General features: G+C 57.1%; 24 protein-coding genes and 1 pseudogene. 8 read left to right on the top strand and 17 right to left on the bottom strand.

Annotation, left to right across the window (positions count from 1 at the left end):
* Positions 1–117: 117 nt before the first annotated feature.
* The 5 genes from DNI29_RS12870 (at position 118) to DNI29_RS12890 (ending at position 4937) form a co-directional block, all read left to right on the top strand.
* Positions 118–2025 carry a BamA/TamA family outer membrane protein gene (locus DNI29_RS12870; RefSeq protein ID WP_123823236.1) on the top strand — a complete coding sequence of 636 codons (1908 nt, stop codon included), beginning with the start codon at positions 118–120 and terminating at the stop codon, positions 2023–2025.
* 68 nt (positions 2026–2093) lie between these two features.
* Positions 2094–2372 carry a hypothetical protein gene (locus tag DNI29_RS12875; RefSeq protein ID WP_110978517.1) on the top strand — a complete coding sequence of 93 codons (279 nt, stop codon included), beginning with the start codon at positions 2094–2096 and terminating at the stop codon, positions 2370–2372.
* Positions 2373–2574: 202 nt separating this feature from the next.
* The gene (locus tag DNI29_RS12880; protein WP_110978518.1) at positions 2575–3408 is read left to right on the top strand and encodes a CvfB family protein; all 834 of its coding nucleotides are present in this window, start codon (positions 2575–2577) and stop codon (positions 3406–3408) included.
* A gap of 229 nt (positions 3409–3637) precedes the next feature.
* A complete protein-coding gene (locus DNI29_RS12885; RefSeq protein ID WP_110978519.1) occupies positions 3638–4309 on the top strand; it encodes an NAD-dependent epimerase/dehydratase family protein in 672 nt (223 codons plus the stop codon).
* A 58-nt stretch (positions 4310–4367) separates the two neighbouring features.
* Entirely contained in the window at positions 4368–4937 is a 570-nt protein-coding gene (locus tag DNI29_RS12890; RefSeq protein ID WP_110978520.1) for a hypothetical protein, read from the top strand.
* 98 nt (positions 4938–5035) lie between these two features.
* Here DNI29_RS12890 and DNI29_RS12895 read toward each other — a convergent pair whose 3' ends face one another.
* The 9 genes from DNI29_RS12895 to DNI29_RS12935 all read right to left on the bottom strand — a co-directional run bounded on the left by DNI29_RS12895 (position 5036) and on the right by DNI29_RS12935 (position 14220).
* Positions 5036–5302: a hypothetical protein gene (locus DNI29_RS12895; RefSeq protein ID WP_110978521.1), complete on the bottom strand. Its 267-nt coding sequence runs from the start codon at positions 5300–5302 to the stop codon at positions 5036–5038.
* A 115-nt stretch (positions 5303–5417) separates the two neighbouring features.
* A complete protein-coding gene (locus DNI29_RS12900; RefSeq protein ID WP_162303602.1) occupies positions 5418–6398 on the bottom strand; it encodes a DUF4249 domain-containing protein in 981 nt (326 codons plus the stop codon).
* A gap of 59 nt (positions 6399–6457) precedes the next feature.
* A complete protein-coding gene (locus DNI29_RS12905; protein WP_110978523.1) occupies positions 6458–8851 on the bottom strand; it encodes a TonB-dependent receptor in 2394 nt (797 codons plus the stop codon).
* 213 nt (positions 8852–9064) lie between these two features.
* Positions 9065–9727 (bottom strand): OmpH/Skp family outer membrane protein, encoded by a 663-nt coding sequence (locus DNI29_RS12910; RefSeq protein ID WP_110978524.1) that lies wholly within the window; start codon positions 9725–9727, stop codon positions 9065–9067.
* 146 nt (positions 9728–9873) lie between these two features.
* Positions 9874–10962: a succinylglutamate desuccinylase/aspartoacylase family protein gene (locus tag DNI29_RS12915; RefSeq protein WP_317048754.1), complete on the bottom strand. Its 1089-nt coding sequence runs from the start codon at positions 10960–10962 to the stop codon at positions 9874–9876.
* A 187-nt stretch (positions 10963–11149) separates the two neighbouring features.
* The gene (rimK, locus tag DNI29_RS12920) at positions 11150–12097 is read right to left on the bottom strand and encodes a 30S ribosomal protein S6--L-glutamate ligase (protein WP_110978525.1); all 948 of its coding nucleotides are present in this window, start codon (positions 12095–12097) and stop codon (positions 11150–11152) included.
* A gap of 84 nt (positions 12098–12181) precedes the next feature.
* The gene (locus DNI29_RS12925) at positions 12182–12646 is read right to left on the bottom strand and encodes an ATP-dependent zinc protease family protein (protein ID WP_110978526.1); all 465 of its coding nucleotides are present in this window, start codon (positions 12644–12646) and stop codon (positions 12182–12184) included.
* A gap of 113 nt (positions 12647–12759) precedes the next feature.
* A complete protein-coding gene (locus tag DNI29_RS12930; protein ID WP_110978527.1) occupies positions 12760–13890 on the bottom strand; it encodes a PQQ-dependent sugar dehydrogenase in 1131 nt (376 codons plus the stop codon).
* Positions 13891–13935: 45 nt separating this feature from the next.
* Entirely contained in the window at positions 13936–14220 is a 285-nt protein-coding gene (locus DNI29_RS12935) for a 2TM domain-containing protein (RefSeq protein WP_110978528.1), read from the bottom strand.
* A gap of 206 nt (positions 14221–14426) precedes the next feature.
* On the opposite strand from DNI29_RS12935, the gene DNI29_RS12940 reads away from it, so the two are divergent.
* The gene (locus DNI29_RS12940; protein ID WP_110978529.1) at positions 14427–15029 is read left to right on the top strand and encodes an O-acetyl-ADP-ribose deacetylase; all 603 of its coding nucleotides are present in this window, start codon (positions 14427–14429) and stop codon (positions 15027–15029) included.
* Positions 15030–15094: 65 nt separating this feature from the next.
* Positions 15095–15553 (top strand): DoxX family protein, encoded by a 459-nt coding sequence (locus DNI29_RS12945; protein ID WP_110978530.1) that lies wholly within the window; start codon positions 15095–15097, stop codon positions 15551–15553.
* 38 nt (positions 15554–15591) lie between these two features.
* On the opposite strand, the gene DNI29_RS12950 is transcribed toward DNI29_RS12945, so the two are convergent.
* From DNI29_RS12950 to DNI29_RS12970, 5 genes are all read right to left on the bottom strand, one after another.
* On the bottom strand, positions 15592–16383 hold the full coding sequence (locus DNI29_RS12950; RefSeq protein WP_110978531.1) for an alpha/beta fold hydrolase: 792 nt from the start codon (positions 16381–16383) through the stop codon (positions 15592–15594).
* A gap of 249 nt (positions 16384–16632) precedes the next feature.
* Positions 16633–17187, bottom strand: a complete 555-nt coding sequence (locus DNI29_RS12955) for a DUF502 domain-containing protein (RefSeq protein WP_110978532.1) — start codon at positions 17185–17187, stop codon at positions 16633–16635.
* A 125-nt stretch (positions 17188–17312) separates the two neighbouring features.
* Positions 17313–18197 (bottom strand): 4-hydroxy-3-methylbut-2-enyl diphosphate reductase, encoded by an 885-nt coding sequence (locus DNI29_RS12960; protein WP_110978533.1) that lies wholly within the window; start codon positions 18195–18197, stop codon positions 17313–17315.
* A 123-nt stretch (positions 18198–18320) separates the two neighbouring features.
* On the bottom strand, positions 18321–19037 hold the full coding sequence (cmk, locus tag DNI29_RS12965; protein WP_110978534.1) for a (d)CMP kinase: 717 nt from the start codon (positions 19035–19037) through the stop codon (positions 18321–18323).
* A gap of 41 nt (positions 19038–19078) precedes the next feature.
* On the bottom strand, positions 19079–19471 hold the full coding sequence (locus DNI29_RS12970; protein ID WP_110978535.1) for a hypothetical protein: 393 nt from the start codon (positions 19469–19471) through the stop codon (positions 19079–19081).
* 257 nt (positions 19472–19728) lie between these two features.
* On the opposite strand from DNI29_RS12970, the gene ade reads away from it, so the two are divergent.
* Complete coding sequence (ade, locus tag DNI29_RS12975; protein WP_110978536.1) at positions 19729–21384, top strand: adenine deaminase; 1656 nt, start codon at positions 19729–19731, stop codon at positions 21382–21384.
* 79 nt (positions 21385–21463) lie between these two features.
* On the opposite strand, the gene DNI29_RS12980 is transcribed toward ade, so the two are convergent.
* From DNI29_RS12980 to DNI29_RS12990, 3 genes and pseudogenes are all read right to left on the bottom strand, one after another.
* Complete coding sequence (locus tag DNI29_RS12980) at positions 21464–21883, bottom strand: response regulator (RefSeq protein ID WP_110978537.1); 420 nt, start codon at positions 21881–21883, stop codon at positions 21464–21466.
* Positions 21884–21935: 52 nt separating this feature from the next.
* Positions 21936–22910, bottom strand: a pseudogene (locus DNI29_RS12985) (PLP-dependent cysteine synthase family protein); the annotation flags it as partial.
* Between the two features lie 101 nt (positions 22911–23011).
* Positions 23012–24397, bottom strand: coding sequence for an erythromycin esterase family protein (locus DNI29_RS12990; RefSeq protein WP_110978539.1), 1386 nt, complete (start codon positions 24395–24397; stop codon positions 23012–23014).
* Between the last annotated feature and the right edge of the window lie 288 nt (positions 24398–24685).

Genomic DNA, 24685 nt, shown 5'->3' on the forward strand with positions numbered 1-24685 from the left:
TTCCTACCCACAGCAATTACCCGTAAGTTGGGTATGCTTTTTGGCTTTATTACCGCAATAAAACCCGACGCTAAACGCTTTTGGGCTGTATCTTGCAAAGACTGGCTTGCTGTTTTTATGAAGTATTTGGTTTGGGTTTGGGGACTATTGCTTGGGGCTGCCCTGGCTGCTACCCCCGTGCTGGCCCAAACCCCGGCCCTACCCCGCCCCGACACCACCAAGCTGCCCGGTACTCGCCCCGATTCCCTGCGCCGCCGCTTCGATCAGGAGCGCATGCTTAACAGCCTGAAGGCTTATACCAAGCGTAAAACCATAGCCGGCAAGGCTGCTTCCGTTTTGTTCAACTTCACGGAGCGGCGCGAAGACCAAGCCGGCCTCGATGCCAAGCTGCTCGACCGCCAGTTCGACCGGCACAACTACAAGGTCATTCGGCACATTGACATTCGTACGCTCGATGCCTTTGGCTACAGCATTTCGGACTCTCTGCGCGAACCGCGAAACATCTTGGAGAAAACCGGTAACTTCTTCCACATCAAAACCAATAAGCTGCGGGTGCGGCAGGTGCTGCTTTTCCGGGAGGGCGAGGAGCTAGAGCCGCAAGACTTGGCTGAATCGGAGCGTCTGTTGCGCCAGACTTCTGAGATTCTGGATGCCCGTGTGTTTGTCAATGAGCGCACCAGCACCACCGACAGCGTTGATGTGCAGGTAATTACCAAGGACGTGTTCAGCATCAGCGGGGCTTTCCAGCTGCGCGATGTATCAGCCGGGACTATTGGGCTGCGCGACGTGAACTTCCTGGGCCTGGGCCACCAGTTTCGGAACCGCTACGAGTACGGCCGCGGCGACACGGGCCCTGGGGCTCAACCTTGGCGCTACATCGGGAGCTATGTAGCACCTTTCCGGAACTTCCTGTACGGGCAGGCCCGGTACCGCAACGAAACCCGCAACCAAGAAGCTGGCGTTACCTTCAGCCGCGACTTCTATTCCATCAATACCCGCTACGCTGGGGCCGTCAGCTACGATTTTATAGACCGGTTGGTGGCCATTCGGGGCACTGGCTCGGCAGAAGATCCGTACGTTTTCAACCCGCTGCGCTACAATGTGCAGGATATGTGGCTGGGCCGTACCCTGCGCCTGAAAAGCTACGACCTGGGCTACGAGAACCCCGGCCGCATGATTGTTTCGGGCCGCATGATCCGGACCAGCTTCAGCCGCAAGCCTACTGCCGATTACCTCAACGCCAACTTGGTGCTGGGTACGGTGGGCTACAGCGTGCGGCGCTATTACAAGGATAAATACCTGTTTGGCTTTGGGCGCACCGAGGACATTCCGACGGGCACCCTCATCAGCCTGACGACCGGCTACGAGTTCAACGAGCAGGACAACCGCCGCTACTATGGCCTGCGCATGGCTTACGCTGGCTTCCACCCCCAGCGCGGCTACCTCTACCTCAACGGCGAGTTCGGCTCTTACATCAGGGGGCGGGCCAACGACTGGCAGCAGGGCCTAGTGAGCGGAGAACTGCTGTACTTCACGCGCCTTTACCACATGGGCAACTACCAGTGGCGTCATTTTTTCTGGCAGCGCAGCAGCCTGGGGCTAAACCGCCGCCCAGGGGAGCAGCTGCTCAGCATTGATGGCGAGCGGGGGTTGCGCGGTTTTCAGCCTGATGGTGTACTGCAGGGCACCAGCCGCGTTACATTCAACTACGAGGCTACCTTATTCACTCCTGTTTCCTTTCTGGGGTTCCGCATGGCAGGAGTTGCTTTTGCCGATGTGGCTTGGCTGAACTCACGCACTCCCAATCGGGTCCTGCCTTTTTTTGAGTCGCCCTACACCGGGTTTGGCCTGGGCCTGCGCTTCCGCAACGAGTATGCTGCCCTGCGTACCTTCCAGATTACCTTCGGGTTCTATCCGCGCGGCATGAGCACTCCCAACGGAATTCGTATCTTCGAAAACTCCCGCCCCTATTATGATTTTAGTGACTTCAGCTTCGGGCAGCCGGGCGTAGTGCGGTACCAGTAGCTACCTCCTACCCTCTCGGTCAGCTCGAAGCCCAATAGGTATCCATTCATATTTGCTACCGTGCTGCCATGGCTCTAGTACTCCACATTACGCTGGCCCTCGCCTACTACCTGCTTCGGCAACGGATAAATCTGTTTAGAGGCAATTATCATCCGGTAGTGGTTTACCTGGGCTGCCTCTTTCTGCTGGTGGTGCTGCCGTACGTGCTGGGCGAGCTGGTTCGGTTAAGCCTGCATATCTCCTGGCAACACAGCAGCTTCTTCCTGCTTCTACCACACCTGTATATGCTGCTTATCCAAAAGCAGATACGCTCCATTATCCGACAATCTTTTTCGGGTAGGGCCTGAGGCAGCCATGTCTGGGCGTGAGGGGCCGTGACATGTAGCGGTTAGGCACTGGCCGCCTACCCCCTCGGCTGACTTGAAGGCCTCACGCGGCAACATGGGGGTAGGGAACGAATGGCAGAAAACACTGGCCCACCCAATTCCCGTATCTTTGCCGTAGGCTGGCCCATTAGGCTCAGCCCGTTTTCTGCCCAACTTCCTGCCCATGCAACTCGGCGATTTTAATGACCTGGAGGTAGCCCGCGAGGTGGACTTCGGCATGTACCTGACTTCCGACGATGGCGACCTGCTACTACCCCGGAAATACATTCCGGCCGGCACCCGCGTAGGCGACATTGTACGCGTGTTTGTGTACCGCGACTCCGAAGACCGCCTGATTGCCACCAACCTGGAGCCCTATGTGCGGGTAGGCCAGTTTGCGGCCCTCACCGTCCGCGACGTAACCCCCACCGGCGCTTTCCTTGATTGGGGCCTAGAAAAGGACTTGCTGCTGCCTTACCGCAACCTGCGTCGTACGCTGCGCCCCGGCGAGCGGGCTACGGTGTTTGTGTATTTGGATGAAACCACTGACCGCATTGTGGCCTCTGCCAAGTGGGAGTGGTTTCTGAGTCCCGATCCGTTTCCGGGCAAAGCTGGCGACGCGGCCGACCTGTTTGTGGCTGAGGAAACCGACCTGGGCTACAAAGTAATTGTAGATGGTACCCACCAGGGCTTACTCTACCACAACGAAGTATTCAAACCCTTGCGCCTCGGCGACGTGCATACCGGCTACGTGCGCCAGGTGCGCCCTGATGGCAAGCTCGACCTCAGCCTCCAGCGCCCCGGCTACGATGAAGCCGTGGCCGCCGCTGATACCCTCTTGGCTGCCCTCCGTCAAGCTGGCGGTGCCCTACCCCTCGGCGACAAAAGTGAGCCCGACGATATCTACCGCCGCCTGGGCATGAGCAAAAAAATCTTCAAGAAAGCCCTGGGCTCCCTCTATAAGCAAGGGCTAGTGCAGCTGGAACCTGAGAAAACGCTGCTGGTCGCTGGCAAGTAGTCTGGCCCATTTCTTACCCCCTTTTATTCCGGCTTCTGCTCTTCAAATGAAAGCAGAAGCCGGAATTTTTGTAGAATGCCTTTCCGGTAGAAGAGGGGGTAGCAGGCAACGCCCAAAAGCGGCCAGACATCTGTCATGATGCAGCCGACAGCGTTTCCTGAGCCGGGCACGTACCAGCTAAGGCCGACGGCTCCTGTCGGGCTTCTCCTGAATTACTTCTTCTGCACCTATGCAAAAAACCGCACTCATTGCCGGGGCCAGTGGCCTGGTGGGCAGCCAACTCCTACCCCTGCTGCTGGCCTCAGAGCGCTACAACCGGGTTATTGCGGTGGGGCGGCGGCCCTTGCCAATAGTACATCCCAAGCTAGAGCAGCGGGTAGTTGACTTTGACCAGCTGGAGAAACATCGCCTGCAGCTTATTGCCGATGATGTGTATTGCTGCTTAGGCACCACCATGCGCCAAGCGGGCTCGCGGGAAGCCTTCTACCGCGTCGACTACCTATACGTGGTGGCATTAGCGGCCCTCACGGCGGCCAACTTTGCGGCGCAACTGCTGGTGGTATCGGCCATGGGGGCCGATGCAAAGTCGCGCATTTACTACAACCGCGTGAAAGGCGAAATGGAGGAAGCGGTACGCCAAACGCCTTTTCGTGCCATCCATTTCTTCCGGCCAGCCTTGCTGTTGGGTCCACGCCCCGAAAAGCGCACGGTTGAGCAGCTCAGCGCCGTGGTATTTCGGGTGCTGCGCCCGCTGCTGATGGGCCCACTCAGAAACTACCGCGCTATTGAAGCTGCAACGGTAGCTCGCGCCATGTTGCGGGCAGCACAAAACGCAGATAGCGGCACGCAGGTGCATCTTTCCGGCGCAATTGCACGCGAAGGAGCAGAAAGACAGGAATAATCCGGCAGTTCTGGTACTTTTGCGGGAATATCAACTGTTTACCTCTCTCCATTTCCGCATGAAGCGTTTGTTTTTTGGACTAGTAGCCTTGGGGCTGTTGGCAACTACGGAAGGGGCCCAGGCCCAAAGCAAGAAGAAAAGCGGCAGCAGCGGCGCGGGCTACGAAACCGCCATCGGGCTGCGCGGCGGTGGCTGGTCGTCGGGTCTTACGTTCAAGCACTTCCTCAGCGGCAAGAACAACGTGGCCTTCGAAGGTCTGCTCACCCGCGAATATCAGGCCCGCGGCGGCCGCCTCACGCTGCTGCTCGAAAAGCACCTACCCATCTCCGACTTTAAAGGCCTGCAGTTCTACTACGGTGCCGGAGGCCACGTAGGGGTATATAATGGCCGCTACTACGTACTGGATGGCCGCTTCGTCCGGGGCCGCAAGCGTGACTTCTACTACACCTACTACCGCGAGGACCGCAACTACATCGTGGGCGGTGCCGACCTGATCCTGGGCTTGGAGTACAAAATGGAAGATCTGCCTTTCACTATCGGCGTCGATTACAAGCCCTTCTTCGAGGTATTTGATGGCTACACTGGTTTCTACAACGATGCCGCTCTGAGCCTGCGTTTCGCCTTCTAAGCTGCATTCAGAATAGCCTTCTGAGAGCTTATTAAGCACAAGAAAGCCCCACTGAACTATAACAGTGGGGCTTTCTTGTGCGAAGCTAATTCCAAAGGCTACCGGCCTCGTCCGTAGGGCCGGGCTTGGTAGTGCGGACGCGGAGCGGGTACCACTACCCGGCGGCGGGGTTCTACCACTACTACCCTAGCGGGGCGCGGACGGTAGTAAGGCCGGTAGGGCCGGTGGTAGCACGGGCGGGCGGGGTAAGTATAGTATGGGGCTGGCACTGGGGCCACAACTACCCCTGGCTGTGCTGTAGCTACGCAGCCAGTTAGGGAAGCGGAGGCCAGCAGCAACGCAAAAAACTTCAGTAGGTTTTTCATACGTCAGGCAGCCGCTGATTAGGACGGCTTCCTTTCTTTGACGCATCTGACAGTCTCAGGTTTAATTGCTTACCCTAAAAAAGCACGTGGCACTTAGGGCTTGCCCCTACCCCTCTTACAAGTCTATGCGGTAGGTAGTGCCCGACATGCCGCCGAAGAACCCGTAGCCATTGCGAATATTAGAGTACAGCGGAGCGGGTTCGGCAAACGGATTATCCTGAGTGTCTTCGTAGCGCTGCCGCGACTGGAAAAATTTGTAAGCATCGGCGGTCAGGTTCAGCACCGTTAGCTCCAGATAATCGGGCGTTGGGGTGTTGGGCCCGTAGTAGTTAACCGACCAGGTTACGTCACTGCTCAGCGTAAATTGTTTGCCATTGATGTTGGTATCCGGGTAGGGAGCCAGGGCATTATAATAGCTGTTGTAAAGGCTTGAAAGCTGGAATGTTCCGCCCACATTGCCAAACTCAGTGTTGTCAGAGTTGTCGGTGATAAGGTTGCCGTAGAGGTTGCCCTGGGTGTCGTAGAGCTGACCGACAACTACATAATAGTCGGTAGTGGCGCCATTATCATTTAGGGTAAGCGTAATGTGTCCCCTTTGCTGTTCATACTCGCCTGGCGAGCGGGTGGTGTACACAGCATCCACTATGCGGGGTAGCTCGGGTAGGGTAAGCTGACTTTCGACGTTCTCGAAACCGGGCAGGCGCCCCCGCAAGGTATACGTCTGGCCAGGCCGCCCCGCGAAGTTCATAGTAGCCTCGTAGTAGCCGGGCCTAGAGCCGGGGCTGGGGTAGGTCTGTCCGCCGTTATTGGTAGCCTGCCGAAACCGTTCTACCACCGTACCGCTAGCATCCAGCAGTTCTACCGTGGCATCAGCCCGGCCTTCTAAGTTGCGCATATCAAACATGCGCTGGCTATGACTAACGTACAGTTGATTGAACGCCAGCATACCGCTGGATTGCTGCTTGGGTGCCTCGTTGGTGAGCATGTACCGCAGCGCAATGCGCGGCGTATGTTCCGGCTCGGGTAAGTTCACATCGGTTTCGCAGCTTGCCAGCATACCCACCAACAGAGAGAATAAAGGGAATAGCTTTTTCATAGGTATCTGATACTGGAAGAACAGCGTGGGGTAGTACATAGGGCTACCCTCACCAGTCATTAGAACCGAAAGGCTTTGCTGAAGGATGGAATAATGGGGAACAGCGAAATCTGCTTGTAAGTGGGCTTGCGCTCTACATTGCCGTACTGATCCTGGTAGCCGCGCTGGAAATAGAGGTAATAGGGGTTGCGGCGGCTGTAGGCGTTATAGAGAGAAAAGCTGTTTACTACCTCACCCCACTTTTTCTTCTTGGTTTTGCTCAGGTCCAGGTCCATGCGGTGGTAGGCGCGCATGCGGTAGCTGTTGCGGCCTCCGTAGTCTTCGAACTCCTGGTAGTCGCCGAGCTGGAAACGGCCCTGGCCTAGGGTAACCGCGTTGCCGGTACCGTACACCCACGTACCGGAGAGAGTAAACGTAGGGCTGAAATGATGGATTACCACCAGGGAGGCATCGTGCCTACGGTCGTACTTGTAGGGGAAGATGCGCCCCTGGTTCAGATCAGGAAAACGGCGCTTACTCCAGGCCAGGGTGTAGCCAATCCAGCCGGTAGTACGCCCCGATTTCTTCTGCAGAAACAGCTCGCCCCCGTAGGCCCACCCGTCGCCGCTGGTTACTTTCTCTTGCCAGTTATTATCGGTGGTGCCTAGGAAGCTCGCGCCCTCGCGGTACTCAATCAGCTGCCGCATGGGCTTGTAGTAGCTTTCAAAGCTGAACTCGTAGTCCTCGCCCTTGATGCGCACATTGCGGGCCGCCCCAATGCTGAACTGCTGCGCTTTCTGGGGCTTTACCTTGGCCGTAGCAGGCACCCACAAATCGGTGGGTAGGCCTATGCCGCTGTTGGTAAGCAGGTGAATGTACTGGGTAGTGCGGGCATAGGACGCTTTCAGGGCCCAGTCCTCCGTCAGCAGGAACCGGGCGGCCAGACGCGGCTCTACCGAAGGATACACTTTGTTATCCACGAAGAAACTGTTCAGGCGCACGCCGCCATTTACCTTCAGGCGCTCCGTCACGCGGTAGTCGTCTTCCAGATACAGGGAGGCTTCATTAGCCAGGGTACGGCTTCCAGCCTTCAGACGCGAACCGATATCGGAGTAATCATCCTTTACCTGCAGAGCCCCAGGCCGAAATGAGTGCTGAATAAACTGCCCACCAAACCGGATATAATGGTCGGCGGTCGGCGTGTAATCCAGGTCCGATTTCAGGCTAAAGTCCCGGATGTTGGACAAGTACTTCAGCGCAAATTTATCGGTCTGGGTGCCGCCGTTGTTGTCGGGGTAGCGGCTCTCGTTTTCCTCCGTTACGTTGAACTGGTATTTACTGTACGTCAGGTGGGTGTTCAGAAACAGTTGGTCGTTCAGGACGTGATTCCAGCGCAGAGCAGCGGTGAGGTTACCCCAGCCCAGTCCGGCCTTGTTGCGGTCGTAGTTGTCGCCGTCTTCTTCTCGGTAACGGGCGTAAAACTTGTCGTAACCGGTGTAAGCGCTCAGATACAGCCGGTCGCGGCGGCTGACTTTCCAGTTAAGCTTGCCGTTGAGGTCGTGGAAAAAGTAGCCAATGGAGCCTTTCTCGCCCTCGGCAGCCAGTGAGGCCTTGATGAGCGGCTGGGCCAGAATATCAATGTAGGTTCGGCGGGCAGAGAAGATAAACGAAGCCGTATCCTTCTTAATTGGGCCTTCCAGCGTGATTTTAGAGGCAATCAGCCCAATGGCGCCTTCGCCCTGGAACTTCTGCATGTTACCCTCCTTCATTGATATATCCAGCACCGACGAAAGCCTACCCCCGTACCGAGCCGGAAAGCCACCCTTGATTAGCTCCACATTGTTCAGCGCATCGGCGTTGAACACCGAGAAGAAGCCGAACAGGTGGGAGGCGTTGTATACGGGTGTGCCGTCCAGCAGAATCAGGTTCTGATCGGGGGAGCCGCCGCGCACGTAGAGGCCGCTGGTACCCTCGCCGCCACTTTGCACGCCGGGCAGCAGCTGCAGCACCTTCAACACATCCCGCTCCCCTAGCAGTGCCGGTACGGCCTTAATCTGGTTGAGCGGAATATTAACGGTGCCCATGCGGGTGCTCTGGGCAATCTTTTCCTCGCGGCTGCCTACCACCTCTACCCCGGCTAAGTCGTTGGCAGCGGAGTGCAGGCGAAAATCGTGGGCTAGGCTGCGGCCAACGGGGGCTACCCAGCGGGCTTTTTCGTAGCCCAGGTAGCTCACCAACAGCCGCACCGAATCGGCAGGAGCCGGCAGCGTAAGCGAGTAAAATCCGTAGGTATTGGTGGCAGTGCCCACGCCGGAGCCCGGGCTAACTACCGCAACGCCAATGAGATTTTCGCCGGTGGCGGCGTCGCGGACATAGCCGCTAATGGTAACGCGGGCCGGAGCTTGTTGGGCATAGGCCGTAGGGGTAGCCAGCACGGCACCGCCCAGAAACAGTGAGCGGAATAATCGGCTCATACAGGAGAATAAAAATTTACTATAGCTAGAAATTCAGGTGGGCCAAGAAGGTGCTGTACAGCGCTTTGTTATTTGCGGGAGCCAGATGAGCGGTAATAGGTTGCGTGCTGCCTCAGTAATTTTCTGCGGCTAAGCTACCGACAAAAACGCCCGCTTTTCCAGTGAAAAAGCGGGCGTTTGAAAATTTTCAACAGGCTACCTGATGCGGCTGTACTATTTCTTGCCGCCGCGGTACTCGTCGTTAAGGTGCTTGAGCACGGGAACCGTAATGTCGAGGTCTTTGCGCCCATAGGCAATGGTGCCACTGGGCGCTGCAATCAGAATAAGGCGGTAGCCGTTGCGCTTACCGTAGGCTTCTATCTGCTTGTTGATGCGCTCCAGCACTTGCTGGGTCATTTTGGCTTCCTCTTCCTGAGCCTGACGCTGGAGTTTCTCCTGCTCTTGAGCTACCTGCATTTGGCGGCCCTGCAGCTGCTGCTCCGTAGAGGCGCGCTGCTCCTGGGTCATGCCCTCAGCCTTCTGCTGATACTGCTGCACAGCACTCTGGAAGCCTTTCACCAGCGTTTGGTTCTGGGCTTCCCAACGACGAGCCTTGCCCTCGAAGCTCTTCCGAGCGTCCTTCATACCCTGGTAGCCATCCAGCAGCTTGCCCGATTCCACGTAGGCAACTTTATCTGTATCGGCTACGGCCACCAGGTCGGCGGGCTCATCGGTAACGGTGGCAGCGCTGGCATTGGCTGAGTCAGAGGGGGTAGTAACGGCGGCTACTGGTTTTTTGGCGGGCGCGGCAGGTTTGCCAGCAAAGTGGAGGTAAAACAGTACCGCCACGGCCACAGCCAGCACAATGTTAATGACTAATTGAAGCGAGTTTTTCATTCAGGGGATAAGGAAGAAGACCAAGCGCCGCAGTACGACTCTTCAAAGTAAAGCAAAATGTAGGGACATCCTGGCCGGTCCGCGGTCTACTCCTCGGAAATGAGTGCGGTATCCGTCAGTTGCTGGCAAGGCCCCTACCCCCTGTGCTACTCCCCATCCCGCATCAGTTCTTCGCCGGCTTCCTCGTCTTCTTCCGCGTCAATTTCCAGCGGCCTCATGGGCTTATCCTCGAACGGAATGCCCAAATCGGCGCGGCTGGGCGTGGTGTCTGTGCGGCCTACGTGCACCAGGGCGTCGCCTTGGTTCACCACGGGCATGTGGTTGAGCCCGATGATGTAGCCCGCCACCGGCGACTCTAGTCGCACCGAGTTTTCCCCGTACGGGTCGGCCACTGAGCCAAACACCTGCCCTTTTTCGATGTACTGGCCCAAATGCACCAAGCTATGGAACAGACCGGCGTACTTGGCCCGCAACCAGGTAGAGCGCATGCACACCACCGAGGGCTGGGCCGCCGCCGGGGCTTCCGGCATCATGCCCAGGTAGTGCAACACCCGGAGGGTACCCACAATGCCCAGATCAATACCTGGTTCATCCAAGCGGAGCGACTCGCCCGTTTCGTACACAATAATGCGGCGGCCCTCTTGCATAGCCGTTTCGCGCAGGGAGCCAGGGCGCAAGCCGGCGTGCAGGGTAAACGGCGCTCCGAAGGCTTCGGCCAGGGCATCAGTTTCGGCATCCTGATGGAGCAGGCACCTGATTTGGGGAATGTTAGCGCGGGCCGCGCCGCCCGTATGGAAATCAATGCCGTAGTCAATCAGGGGCATGATTTCGCGCATGAAGCGGTGGGCAACGCGGCTGGCCAGGGAGCCGCGCGGATTACCTGGGAACGAGCGATTCACATCTTTGCCATCGGGCACTTCACGCGAGAAGTTCAGGAACCCATAAATGTTGAGGATGGGAATGGCAATGATGGTGCCACGCAACGGCTGCAGCATCTGCCGGCGCACCATGCGCCGGATGGTTTCGATGCCGTTCACCTCGTCGCCGTGCAGGCCAGCCATCAGCAGCACTGTGGGCCCTGGCTCTACTGCCCGGTACACGTACACGGGAATATCAATGACGGTACCGGAGGGCAGCCGCGAGATGACCAGCCGCGTCATGACCTGCTGACCAGGTTTAATAATCAGGCCGTTCAGGCACAAGTCGGGCGGGCTACAGACAGATTCAGTGGACAAGGCAAAACGAAACTTGGAGGAGGACCTACCCTACCCCATACAACAACCCCGGTAGCGCATTTGCGTCCGGCCAGAAATACGTGCGTCAATTATCGTTCCAAGGCTGCTACCCCTCCCGGCTGCCCGGAAGCCAAACCGCCTACCTAGCAAAGCTAGGTAGGCGGTGATAGTCAAGAGAATATCAGCCCTAGTCCGGCTGATTGTCGGGCGCTGCCGCCTCAGAGGGGGCAGAACTAGCCTCAGGCTTCTTGCGCTTTCTTTTGTGAGCGAGCTGCTCAGTGTATTCAATAATTTTTCCGGCAATGTTAAGGCCCGTTGCCTTCTCGATGCCTTCCAGCCCCGGCGACGAGTTGACCTCCAGCACCAGAGGGCCGCGCTTGCTTTGCAGCATATCTACGCCGGCAATGCCTAGGCCCAGGGCTTTGGTGGCCAGCAGGGCGGCGGCTTTCTCGGCGCGGCTTAGCTTCACGAGGGTGCCGGAGCCGCCGCGGTGCAGGTTGGAGCGGAACTCGCCTTCCTTGCCCTGGCGCTTCATAGCGCCTACTACCTCCCCGTTCACCACGAAGGCACGTAGGTCAGCCCCTTTGCTTTCGGCAATGAACTCCTGCACAATAATGCGGGCCTTGAGGTTGTGAAACGCCTCAATAACCGACTGCGCTGCCTTAGCCGACTCAGCCAGCACTACGCCCAGTCCTTGGGTGCCTTCCAGCAGCTTAATGATGACGGGGGCACCGCCTACCTGCTGAATCATGGCCGGCACGTCGTCGGAGTAGTTGGTGAAGGCGGTTTTGGGCATGCCCACCCCGGCGCGACTCAAAATCTGCATGGAGCGGAGCTTGTCGCGGCTGCGCACAATAGCTTGGCTTTCCACGGCCGTGCGCACCTTCATCATCTCAAACTGCCGCACTACGGCGCAGCCGTAAAACGTAACGGAGGCCCCGATACGTGGAATGATGGCGTCAAAGCCTTCCAGCTTCTGGCCTTCGTAAACAATACCGGGCTGACCTTTTTCCAGCACCAGGTTGCAATGTAAATGGTCGAGCACTACGGCCTCGTGGCCGCGCTGCTCAGCAGCTTCCACCAGGCGGGTAGTAGAATATAGCTTCGGCTCACGCGATAGAATCGCCAGTTTCATCAGGATGCGGGTGGTACTTGTGAGAGAGGATAGAGCTGAAGCGCTAGGCAAAGATAGGTGCCCCAACCGGCACGCCGGGCGGGACTAATGGGTTGTAGGCTGATTTTTATAGGATAGGTTGCGCCGGGCTACATCCACAATCAACCGCGCCTCACGCAACAGTACTCTTCCGATTAATACGGGATATTTCATGTCGGAGCGGTCGGAGAGCGAAAATTCCGTGATGAAATCCTGCCCAAATAACCGAATAGCCGTCCGGATTACATAGCGTTCCTGCACTTCGCCGTTGGAGCTTTTGATATCACGCAGGCCGAACTCGTCAAACTGCATGGGCGAGCCATCAAAATTAGGGTGCGAAGGGTCCAGCAGTTGCACATGCAGGTGCCGCTGGCCTTGGGCATCAGTTTCTACCCGAATGTTGGAGCAGTGAATAGCCCCCGTGTAGGCACCCGTATCAACCTTGGCCTCTACTCCCCAGAGCTGAAATTCCGGAAAATCCACCAGCTCCCGCCGCCCTACGGTCCGTTTCGGTCCACGCTGTGCTTTCATGTGGGTGAATTGAGAAAGGGTGAGTTGGTAGTTCTTGGCTTGACAAGTGCAATATGCACTATAACGCCATGCGAACACCCACTCACCCTTTCTCAAGTTGACAATTTTGTCTGCTAGCCTTTATAACTAATGCGGTACACAGCATCGTTCTGGTCGTCGGAAACGAGCAGAGAGCCGTCGGGGAGCACTAGCAGGCACACCGGGCGGCCCCAAGGCGTCTGGCCTTGCAGCCAGCCTTCAGCGAAGGTTTCATAGCTCTTGGCCTGCTTGCCCGTCGCATCAAGGCGTACGAGGCTGATGCGGTAGCCGATTTTGTTGCTGCGGTTCCAGGAGCCGTGTTCCGGAATAAAAATCTGGTTGCGGTACTGGGCCGGAAACTGCTTGCCGGTGTAGAACTTCATACCCAGAGCAGCTACGTGTGGGCCCAACTTGCGCGCCGGCTTCACGTAAGTATCCGCCGATTTGCCTTTGCCAAATTCCGGGTCGGCAATATCGCCGGCGAAGAAGTAAGGGAAGCCAAAGTGCTGGCCGGGGCCAGCGGCACGGTTTAGCTCGTCAGCGGGCATATTGTCGCCCAGCTGGTCGCGACCGTTGTCCGTGAACCACAGAGACTTATCCTGGGGGCTCCAGTCGAAGCCTACGGTATTGCGCACGCCGTAAGCATACGTTTCCAAACCTGAGCCGTCGGCGTTCATGCGGTTAATAGTAGCATAAATCGGCTCCTCAGGCAGGCAGGTGTTGCAGGGCGCCCCTACTGGCACGTACAGCTTGCCATCGGGACCGAAGGCAATGTAGCGGAAGCCATGCCACTCCTTGGTGGGCAGCTTGCCGTACACCACCACCGGCTTGGGCTTTTGCTTGAGGCGAGCAGCAATATTGTCGAAGCGAATAATGCGGTTGATTTCGCCTACGTACAGGGCCCCGTTGCGCACGGCTACCCCATTGGGTGCATTCAGGCCGGTGGCTATGGTCACCACCTCGTCGGCGCGGCCATCTTTGTTGCGGTCGGGCAGGGCGTACACTTTGTCGTCCTTGGTGCCCACATACACCGTGCCGTCGGGGCCCACGGCCAGCTCCCGGGCGCTTTTCACGCCTTTGGCAAAGTAGCTGATGGTGAAGCCAGCCGGCAGCTTGATTTTGCTGAGGTTAACATCGGGGGCCGGGGCGGGCGCCGGCTTGGTTGTGGAAGAAGCCAGGGCCAGCGGAACCAGCGCGAGCAGCGGAAGGAAGTAGCGCGTTTTCATACTGCCACAAACCCCTACCCCCACCCGAAGGTTGCACCCGGCCGGCTACACCCGGTCGGCCCGCTGGCGCACCAGTCGCTCATACTCGCGCTCCGAGAGGTTGCCGCGGCTCATGTTGCCATAGGTAGCAAAGCCCTGGATAGCTACGCCCACGCCCCAAAACACCGTTGACCAGATGGGCCAGGGTAGGGGAAAGCTAGGCCGACCGGTCAGCAGCCAGATGGTCCAGAGCAGGGCATTTACAGTAACATAAGTGAAAAGGTGAGACTTAAATTTGGCGCGTTCTTTTGCCATCCGCCATAGTTGAGGGTCGCGCTGGGAGGTTTCCATGGTTGAGTAAGGTTTCGGGTTGTTGGATGCTCAAACGTATGAGGTTTATTAATATACACAAACCTATATCTACCCAACCGGCTATTTTAAACCCTGAACCCGCCAAAACCGGCCCTGAACTGAATGGCTCATTATTAGTCCGTACCTGACTGAGCCATAACGCGGCTTGTGCCTAGTGCGTTATTCCGCCAAACTCTAGTCTGCCTATGCCTACCTCCCCTACCCCCCATTGGCGCGACAATGCTCTGTCGTTCGGCCGCATCCTACTCTACCGCGGCGACATCACCCGGCTCGATACGGATGCCATCGTGAATGCCGCCAACTCCAGCCTGCTGGGCGGCGGCGGGGTTGATGGGGCTATTCACCGCGCCGGCGGCCCAGAAATACTGGCTGCCTGCCGCCAGCTACGAGCCAGCCACTACGGTAGTGGCCTACGAACCGGCGAGGCCGTACTAACCACCGGTGGGCGCTTGCCAGCCCGCCAGGTTATCCATACCGTGGGGCCGGTTTGGAACGGTGGGCATAAGCACGAGCCGGAGCTACTGGCCAACTGCTACCGCAACAGCTTAGAGTTGGCTGCTAAACACGGGGTAGGCAGCGTGGCTTTTCCAGGTATTAGCACCGGCATTTATGGTTACCCCAAAGCCGAAGCAGCTAGCATTGCCGTTCAGGAAGTACTCCGGTTTTTGCAGGCGCATGAGCAGCCGGCCGAGGTAGTGTTTGTAGCCTTTGGGGAAGAAGACTTCACATTATACGAGCAAGTGCTAACAAAGCTTCAGCCTGATTATAAGAGTAATACAACAAGCTAAATCTGGAGATAATAGCGTATATTTAGTAGAGCCCTGTTTCTTTCCCACCCTTAAAAACAAGCGCTATGGAACTCTCCAATCAATTTTCGGTGGCCCAGCGCCGTCGCAGAACCAGCGCCACAAATCCGGTTTGGATGGATGGGCTGCGGATTCTGCTAGGCCTGTTCCTGTTCATCAAAGGCATTTCGTTTCTGAGCAATTCCAGCGACGTATTCTACCTACTTAGTCAGCAGCCGAACCCGGAAGGCCTTAAGAAAGCCTCCCTCTTCTTCAGCGTCTTTCACATCATTGGCGGCCTCATGATTGCCTTCGGGGCCCTGACGCGCTTTGCCCTGCTGGTGCAGATTCCGATTCTGCTGGGGGCGGTTTTCTTGGTGAATGTGCAAAACGGCCTTACCCTGCAAAACACCGAACTGTGGGTGTCGGCGGTAGTGCTGAGCTTGTCGTTGTTTTTTATGGTAATGGGCCCCGGCCGGTTCTCCGTCGATAACAAAGTATTGCGTAACCAATCGAAGCAGGAATAAGGACCACGATTAGGGCCTAGTATTCTTAAGGATAATCCTCACAGCCGGAGTTTCGGGTTACGACGCAGGTAGGCCGCTACGTCATAAATAAGGCCGGCGTGGCCTGCTTCCAGCAATACCGTGTGGGCATGCTGCAAGGAAGCAATAAAGCTCTGCAGCCCTGCATGCGGAATCACCCGGTCATGGCGGCCCAGAAAGAACGTCACGGGTGTGGCCTGGTGGTTCAGAATAGCCGCTAGCTTTTTCACATCGAATGTCAGGTTGCGGAAACCCACCCAACTGCGGTACACGCGCAGCCGCTTCTCGCGACTATCCAGCTGCCACTGAGCAAAACGGACCAGGTTGGCATCGACGAGGCGGCGCTGGTGCAGAGCGTCCAGAAACCGGAGCAGGCGCTGCGGCCGCAGCACGGCCCGGCCTAGCACTCCGCGCATCCACGGGGGGTAAGTAGCCAACGCGTACCAGAACTGGCGCTGCAGCCCATCGGGCGCAATCAGCCATACTTGCTTCACGGCTTCTGGTAGCAACTCCACGGCCGTGAGGGCAAACTTGGCCCCCATACTGAAGGCCAGCAAGCTGAATTGCTTGATTTGATGTGCATCCAGAAAATCCTTCAGGAGCGCTCCGAGCCGCTTCTTGCTGATGGGTGCATCGGCTTTAGCCAGCTTACTCCGGCCATGATAAAACAGGTCGAAGGCATAAACCGTCACGTCGGGGCCCAGGGCGGGTATAAGAGTGCGCCAGTGCCCTTCGCCCTGTCCGTACCCATGGAACGCCAGCACTACCGTAGAGCCCGTCCCATATTTCTGAAAGTGTAGCTGGGTTTTCATAGGATGGGGTGAATCGTGACCGGTGAATGGTGAGAGTGCGTTATTCCAGCTCCCTACCCCCTCTAAGCGGTTTAAAGCCTCAGCGGGGCGGCACCAAATCGTTGAACGATAGGGGCCGCCCCGCTGAGGCTTTACGTTGTTATACGGGCCGGGGTGTTACAAATACACTACCCCCACTGCGGCGGGCCAGACAGACAGCTTGCAACATTCTTATGTTACGCAGTCACCGGTCACGATTCACCCATCACCTTATCCCAACCTCGATACGCCGCCTGAAACAATGAATTTCATCACTTCGCTGCTGGGCAAATCGAGGTAGGTAATGTTCTGGATGGGCACCAGCACCAGCTCGCCCGAGAAGTTGTAGGAGTGCGGAAAATACACGGCTAGCAGGTCGTCGCGGTGAATGGCGGCCATGGTAGGTTGCGTTACAAAGCCCATTTTAAAGGTTTGCTCCGCGGCACTCATTCGCACGAGCACGGGCCGGTTGAACTTCTGATTATCGCCCACGAAAGCATCAAACAGGTCCTTCAGGCTGGAATAGATAATGCTGACCAGCGGAGTACGGTGTAGCAGCCGCTCAGTGATGATGAGAAAAGGCCGCACCAGAAAGGACTTCGCCACGAACCCTACAGCCGTAACCAGCAGCACGGCCACCACCAACCCCAGCCCCGGCACATCAAAGCTCAGACCGGCGAACAGGTCATCGAGCCAGCGCAGCAGCGCATACAGGATGTAGATGGTAAGCCCGATGGGGGCCACAATAAGAAACCCGCTGAGAAAGTAGTTGAGCAGACGACGCATACACAAGGGAAAATAGCCCCGCAAAAGCAGGCCGCGCAAGATACCGTGACGGGCGCAAAACGAAACCGCCGCCCCAGATAAATCCGGTGCGGCGGCTAAGGTTTGGGCAGGGAGCCGGGGGTAGGCTACACGGCGTGGGCGGCTACTTCTTCAATCCGGTCTTTCACCTGCTGCATCAGCCACATGGGTGTGCTGGTGGCCCCGCAGATTCCTACTGATTCAGCGCCGTTAAACCACTCATCGTTCAGCTCATGCTCGTTTTCCACGAAGTAGCTGCGCGGGTTGGTTTTATTGACTACCGTGAACAGGGCTTTGCCATTGGAGCTTTTGCGCCCGCTCACGAACACCACCACGTCATGCTGGAGGGCGAACTTGGCCAGAGCGGGTTCCCGGTTGCTTACCTGCCGACAAATAGAGTCGTTGGCATCGAATGCTTCCAGAGAGCCTCCGGCCGCCTGAATGCGTTGCTCTATCACTTCTTTCATGTGGTAGAAGCCGGCCGTGCTCTTGGTGGTCTGGCTGAACAGGGTCACGGGCCGGGCGAAATCCACTTGGTCCAGGTCGGCTTCCGTCATCACAATGATGGCTTGGTTGCGCGTCTGGCCCGTAAGACCCGTTACTTCGGCGTGGCCTGGCTGCCCGTAAATAACAATTTGCCCGTTCTGACGGGTAGTAGCATCGAAGGCGTGCTTCACCCGGTTCTGCAGTTTCAACACTACGGGGCAGGAAGCGTCAATCAGCTCGATATTATTGCGCAGAGCCAGCTCGTAGGTTTCCGGTGGCTCGCCATGCGCCCGGATCAGCACCTTGGCGTCGTGCAGCTCCGAGAGTTGCTCCCGGTCGATGATACGCAGCCCCAAAGCGTGCAAGCGCTCCACCTCCATGCGATTGTGCACAATGTCGCCGAGGCAATACAGGGTTTCCTGCTGGCCCAACTCGTCTTCGGCCATCTGAATGGCAAACTCAACGCCGAAGCAATAGCCGGAATTCTTATCAATGATGACGTTCATGGGCTCTTAAATATGACGGCGAGGCTCCACAAAAGCCGGGTCGTCGGCGCGGGATTCACACTCAGCAAATCCAATAGCTCTTTTCTCTAACAACAATTCTGCCGCACTTTTGCTCCGGGCCGCTTATTTCTGTTCGCTACCCTGCCAGCCGTTCGCAGCCAATGAAAACAGCATGGCTGATACACGCTCTAACACGAAATCGACCTGTTCGTCAATCATCATGTGGGTAGTGTCGAGAAGTACGGCGTCGGCGGCGCGGCGCAGGGGGCTTTCGGCACGAGTAGAGTCCAAGTGGTCGCGCTTGCGCAGGTTTTCCACGATGTCTTCCACTGGTACGTGCTCTTCTTTCTCAGCCAGCTCTTCCTGGCGGCGCAGAGCCCGGGTTAGCACATCGGCGGTCATGAAGATTTTCACTTCCGCATCCGGAAAAACGGTGGTTCCAATGTCGCGCCCATCCATCACTACCCCCCGCTTGCGGCCCATCCGTTGTTGCTGCCGCACCATGGCGTGGCGCACAGCCGGAATAACCGACACCTCACTTACCAGATTAGAAATGCGCATTTGCCGGATTTCATCTTCCCGAATCACGCCATCCAGGCACAGCTCATTGCGGCCGGTTTTGCGGTTGCGCTTGAACGTGATGTGCATATCGTGCAAGGCCTGCTCCACGCGGGGTAAATCGTCGAAGCTGATGCCATGCTCCAGCAAGTACAGCGTAACGCCCCGGTACATGGCGCCGCTGTCGATGTACGCATACCCCAGCTCAGCCGCTACGGCTTTGGCCGTGGTGCTTTTGCCACAGGAGGAGTAGCCGTCGATGGCAATGACGATTTTTCGCATGGCAAGCTCGGTGCTAGGCTCAGACTGAGGAAAGGGGCTCACTAAATCCAGGATTTACGGCCCGGCTTGGCGGCCAGGCGCTCGGGTACACCCGCGAAAAACTCAGCAACCGATTGGCCCAGGCCCTTCGTTAGTTGCTCGCTTACGCGGTAAAACGGGTTAAAAAAAGAAGTCTGGTTAATGCCTACCCCCGTGGTGCCATCAGGCCCTTTGGCCCAGGTTCCACCATAGGTTTCTACCAGGCACTGCCCCAGAAAGCAGCCCAGCGCGGTAATAACGCCCTGCCGGTCGGTTTCTTTGATGGTAGGGCGCTGGACCTCAATAAAATCACGGAGGCGCTGTACGGCGTCCGCATCAAAAGCATTTACTTGTAACTGCTGGCGCACGGCTTCAGCAGCGGCTACCAGGGAGGCAAGCGGATTGGGTTCAGACATGAGGAAGCGGCCGGCTAGTGACTATCGCAGGGACAAGGGATTTTACCAACTTTGGCTTTCCGCTTGAAGGATGCCGTTTTTTTTTGCTGGGGGGTGCGAGCGGCGCAGCCGGCAGTTAGCAGGCCCGAGCCCCCGAGCAGGGCAGCCAGTAGCAAAGTCACAATCTTTCTCACGGCGCGGATTTTCGGCAAATATACGGTTCTTTACCCGTTAGCCGCCCTACGGCTCCACAATTCACTGTGCTTTCTCCCCTGCCTATGTCCGCCGATTTTCAGCTGCTCGCCAACGTCATCGACCTGTTTCAGAATACGATAATGCCCGCTACCCTACACGTAGCGGCCGGCCGCGTTCAGCGCATTGAGCCGACGGGAGCTGCGGAGCCTGACCCTAACTTGCCCTATGCGCTACCAGGGTTCGTGGATGCGCACGTACACGTAGAAAGCTCCTTACTGGTGCCCTCGGAGTTTGCCCGGCTGGCAGTGGTGCACGGCACGGTAGCTACGGTTTCAGACCCTCATGAAATTGGCAATGTGCTAGGCGTAGCTGGCGTGAAGTACATGCTGCAGAGCGGTCAGCAGGTACCCTTCAAGTTTTGCTTCGGGGCTCCTTCCTGCGTGCCCGCTACCTCCTTCGAAACGGCCGGAGCTGAAATAACCGCTTCAGATATTGAGCAGTTGTTCCGGGAGCACCCGGAAATTGGCTACCTCGCCGAAATGATGAACTGGCCCGGCGTACTCCACCGCGACGAGCTGGTGATGGAGAAAATCCGCTTGGCTGAGCAGTACGGCCGCCCCGTGGATGGGCACGCGCCCGGCCTGCGCGACACAGATGCCCAACGCTACGCCGAGGCCGGTATCAGCACCGACCACGAATGCTTTACGGCAGAAGAGGCGTTGGATAAGCTGGCGGTGGGCATGAAGATTCTGGTTCGGGAAGGCTCGGCGGCCCGCAACTTCGAGGCTCTGATTGATTTACTACCCCAGCACTATGAGCAGATGATGTTCTGCTCCGACGATAAGCACCCCGACACCCTTGTGCTGGGTCACATCAACCAACTGGTGCAGCGCGCCGTGGCTCGCGGTCAGGATGTACTGAAGGTGCTGCGTGTTGCCTGCCGCAACCCAGTGGAGCACTACAAGCTACCGGTAGGCCTGCTGCAGCCCGGCGACCCAGCCGACTTTATTGTGGTCAATAACCTCACTGATTTTACGGTGCAGCAAACCTACCTCAACGGGGAACTGGCAGCAGAAAACGGCCAAACGCTGATTCCGGCCGTGCCTGTGGAGGTAGTCAACAACTTTAATACCAACCCCGTTCGGCCCGAAGATTTCCAGCTACCTGCTCCCCAGCCCGCCGCTACTATTCGCGTGATGGAGTGCTTCGACGGGCAACTCATCACGGCCCGCCACGACCTACCGGCCCGCGTGGAGAATGGCGTGGTAGTACCCGATGTAGCCCAGGACGTGCTGAAGCTAACGGTAGTGAACCGCTACCATGCGGCTCCGCCGGCTGTGTCCTTCATCCAAGGCTTCGGATTGAAGCGAGGAGCCCTGGCCAGCAGCGTTGGCCACGACTCCCATAACATTACGGCCGTTGGCTGCGACGATGAAAGCTTGGCCCGAGCTGTAAATCTCGTTATCGAAGCACGAGGGGGCCTAGCCGCCGTGTCGCCCGATGGACAGGAAATGCTACTCCCTTTACCTGTTGCTGGCCTGATGTCAAACCAAGAGGGCTACCACGTCGCCGAAGCCTACGCTGCCGTCGATGCGCTGGCCAAACAGCTGGGCTCTCCGCTCCAAGCTCCTTTCATGACGCTTTCTTTTATGGCTCTATTGGTTATTCCTAGCCTCAAGCTCAGCGACAAAGGACTGTTTGATGGGGAAGCCTTCCGGTTTGTGGAAGCGGTAGTATAGAACCCGGTCCCTACCCCCTTCTGAAACAAAAAGCCCGGTGCTGCGCAGCACCGGGCTTTTTGTTTCAGAAAAACAGAAGTTACGCGGCTACGAAGCGCTTCTGCATCAGCTTCTGCATTTTCTCCTCGGTCAGGGGCTTGGCGAGGTACTCCACGCCTTCATACTGTGCTACCCGAGCGGTGTCGGCGGCGTGCATGGAGGTAGTAAGTACGGCCATTACCGTTTTTTCACGTACGGCTTCGGGCAGGGCACTATACAGCTTCAGGAACTCGAAGCCGTCCATGCCCGGCATTTTCAGGTCCACGAATACCAGATCGGGGGCTTCCTCAGTGGGTTGCTCGCCCTTGGTGCCACCCCATATGTGCTGGTAAGCCTGCTCGGCCTTGGAAAAGGTATGTACCTGCTCAGCCACGTCGAGGCGGCTGAGCAACCGGTTGTTGAGGAAACTGGTGGTTTCGTTGTCATCCACCAACACCACGCTGCGCAACTTCTTAGACATGGGCTTTGGGTTTAGTAAGCTGGTATGAAACAGATAAGCAACGGAGCGGCTATAGCCAGCCCTGTTCGCGCATCCAGTCGTCGTTGTAAATTTTACCGAGGTAGCGCGTGCCGTGGTCAGGTAACACAATCACCATGGTGTCGTCTTCCTTCAGGTGCTCTTTCGCGTATTCCAGCGCGCCATACACCGCCGATCCGCACGACCACCCCACGAACAATCCTTCTTCCTTGGCCAGACGCCGCGTCATGAGTGCAGCATCCTTATCTGATACTTTAATGAAAAGGTCAATCAGGTCAAAGTTAACATTCTTAGGCAGAATATCTTCGCCGATGCCTTCCGTCTTGTAAGGGTAGATTTCGTTTTCGTCGAAAATACCCGTCTCCTTGTACTTCTTGAAAACCGAGCCGTAGGTATCCAAGCCTACCGTAATAAGGTTCGGATTCTGCTCTTTCAGGTACTGAGCAGTGCCGCAGATGGTCCCGCCCGTGCCTACGCCTGCAGCGTAATGCGTGATTTTACCTTCCGTTTGCTCCCATAGCTCGGGGCCGGTAGTTTCGTAGTGAGCCGCCGAGTTGGAAGGGTTGTCGTACTGATTAGGGTAGATGGAGTTCGGAATTTCCTGGTTGAGCTTCCGGGCTACCGAGTAATAGCTGCGCGGGTCATCGGGGGCCACATTGGTGGGGCACACAATCACCTCGGCGCCTACTGCCCGCAGAATGTCCTGCTTCTCCTTGCTTTGCTTGTCGCTCATTGTGAAGATGCACTTGTAGCCCTTCGCAATGGCGGCCAGCGCCAGGCCCATGCCGGTGTTGCCGGAAGTGCCTTCAATGATAGTTCCGCCGGGCTTGAGCAAACCAGCTTTTTCGGCGTCCTCAACCATCTTGAGGGCCATACGGTCTTTTACGGAGTTGCCAGGGTTGAAATATTCCACCTTGGCCAGGATGGTACCTTTGATGCCGTCGGTGACTTTGTTGAGCTTCACCAGCGGGGTGTTGCCGATGGCCTCAACGATATTGTTCAAATACATGGGTGAGAGGTGCGTGGTGTTCGAGAGAGATGACAAAGGTACGGATTTACTAGCGTAGCCCTGACAACTAGTCCCGTTGCATATCAGGTTCAACCAGGCTCTCAAAAATTAGCAACTTGCCACAAGTAGCTGGCAGACGGTGTAGCCGCGGCCGACCGTCCTCCGGTAGCCGGAAGTGGGTGTAGCGCCTGTGTCTGGTCAATAAACAGGAAAGCATCGTACCGGTTGGGTAGGTCGCTGGGCACGTAGTTTCCGGTTTCCTGACCTGGGTCGTACACTACCCCAATTGCCCGATGCCCACGACTCTGGGTTAGCGCGGGCTCTTTGCGCCACTCCGATAACAAAACCAGTTTATTACGCGGTTCTCTTGCATGCATTAGGGCCTCCCAAGAGCCCGCCCGAGCAGCAGGCACCCGCATAGTTGCCGTAGGGGCGCCCCAACTGCGCGCTGCTATTACCGTGCCTTCATACGTTCCCATCCCTACGGCATATACTCCTTCAGAAGCATGCTGCTCGCGGGTGAGCTGCCCTACGTTCACTTCTCCGTACTGGGCCATATCGGTGTAGCGAGCATCGCCTACGTGCGTGTTATGCTGCCACACCGCAATTTTGGCGTCGGGGCCGTAAAGATTCATCAATCGGTTGATGGTTTCCATCATATGCCGGTCCCGGATGTTCCACGACTCCGTGTTGCTTCGGAAAGCCGCCCGATAATAGCGCTCGGCATTTACAGCCACTAGGGCATTTTGCTCGGCATTGAAAGCTCCTTCATGGGTAGGAGGTAGCGCTTTCATCTGGTTACGAACTGCGGCCAGCACAGCCGCAATTGCCGGGGCACAGTTGGCGCCTTGCAGCGTAGCCTGCCCATATGCTTCCTCATTGCGGCTGTAAGGCTGCAGGCACTGCAGCGCAGCATCCACCGCCCCCAGGGTGGTAGCGTCAGCTTCAGCAAAGTTGGTACGGATGTTTTCCAGCGACGACCACAGACTGTATACATCAAGGCCGAAAAAGCCGACCTTCCGACTGGCCGGCTGGTTCTGGTTATAGATGCGTAGCCACTCCGCAAACATTGCTACCTCTTCATTAGCCCACAACCAAGTTGGCCAGCGGCTGAACGTAGTCAGCACTTGCCTTGCCGATGTAGCGCTGCTAGTCCCTTTCACATATCGGTTCAGCTCATACAGGTCGGGCCAGTCGCCTTCTACGCCAATCATCGTGAAGCCTTTTTCCTGAATCAGGCGCTTACTCAGTGTGGCCCGCCAAGTATAAAATTCAGCAGTGCCGTGTGAAGCTTCTCCGAGCAGCGCATACCGGGCGGTACCTAGCTGCGTGAGCAGCGGATCCAGATCCTGCTCGGTTTCTAGCCGAGAAACGCCGGTGACCGGAACTTCAATAGGGTCAGGATCGGGAGTTGCGGTGTCGTTCTTATCGGAACAGCCTGCTAGGCACCACAAGCCTACGGCAAAAGCAAAGCGGATGGTTTTCATTCTCCTATGCTGGTTTAAGAGTAACTTTTGCCGCGCCGCAGGTTATGGTTACAGCCTAACCGGCACTACCCAGATAAGACCATAGAAACCTCGTCTATTCCCTGCAAATGGCCTTTTCACGTCATCTTAAAACTTGCTATACCTCCGAATAGTTATAGCCGAGTCGAAAAGAAAATACCTCCAGCTCTACACTACCTTCCGGCTTTGCGATAGACATAGTCCTTAGCCACCCGTTGGTACTGCTTGGTCTGCCTCGTTGAAACAGCTGATGGCTTGCTGCGCCCCCAA

The organism is Hymenobacter sediminis (assembly GCF_003231285.1).
Taxonomy (GTDB): Bacteria; Bacteroidota; Bacteroidia; order Cytophagales; family Hymenobacteraceae; genus Hymenobacter; species Hymenobacter sediminis.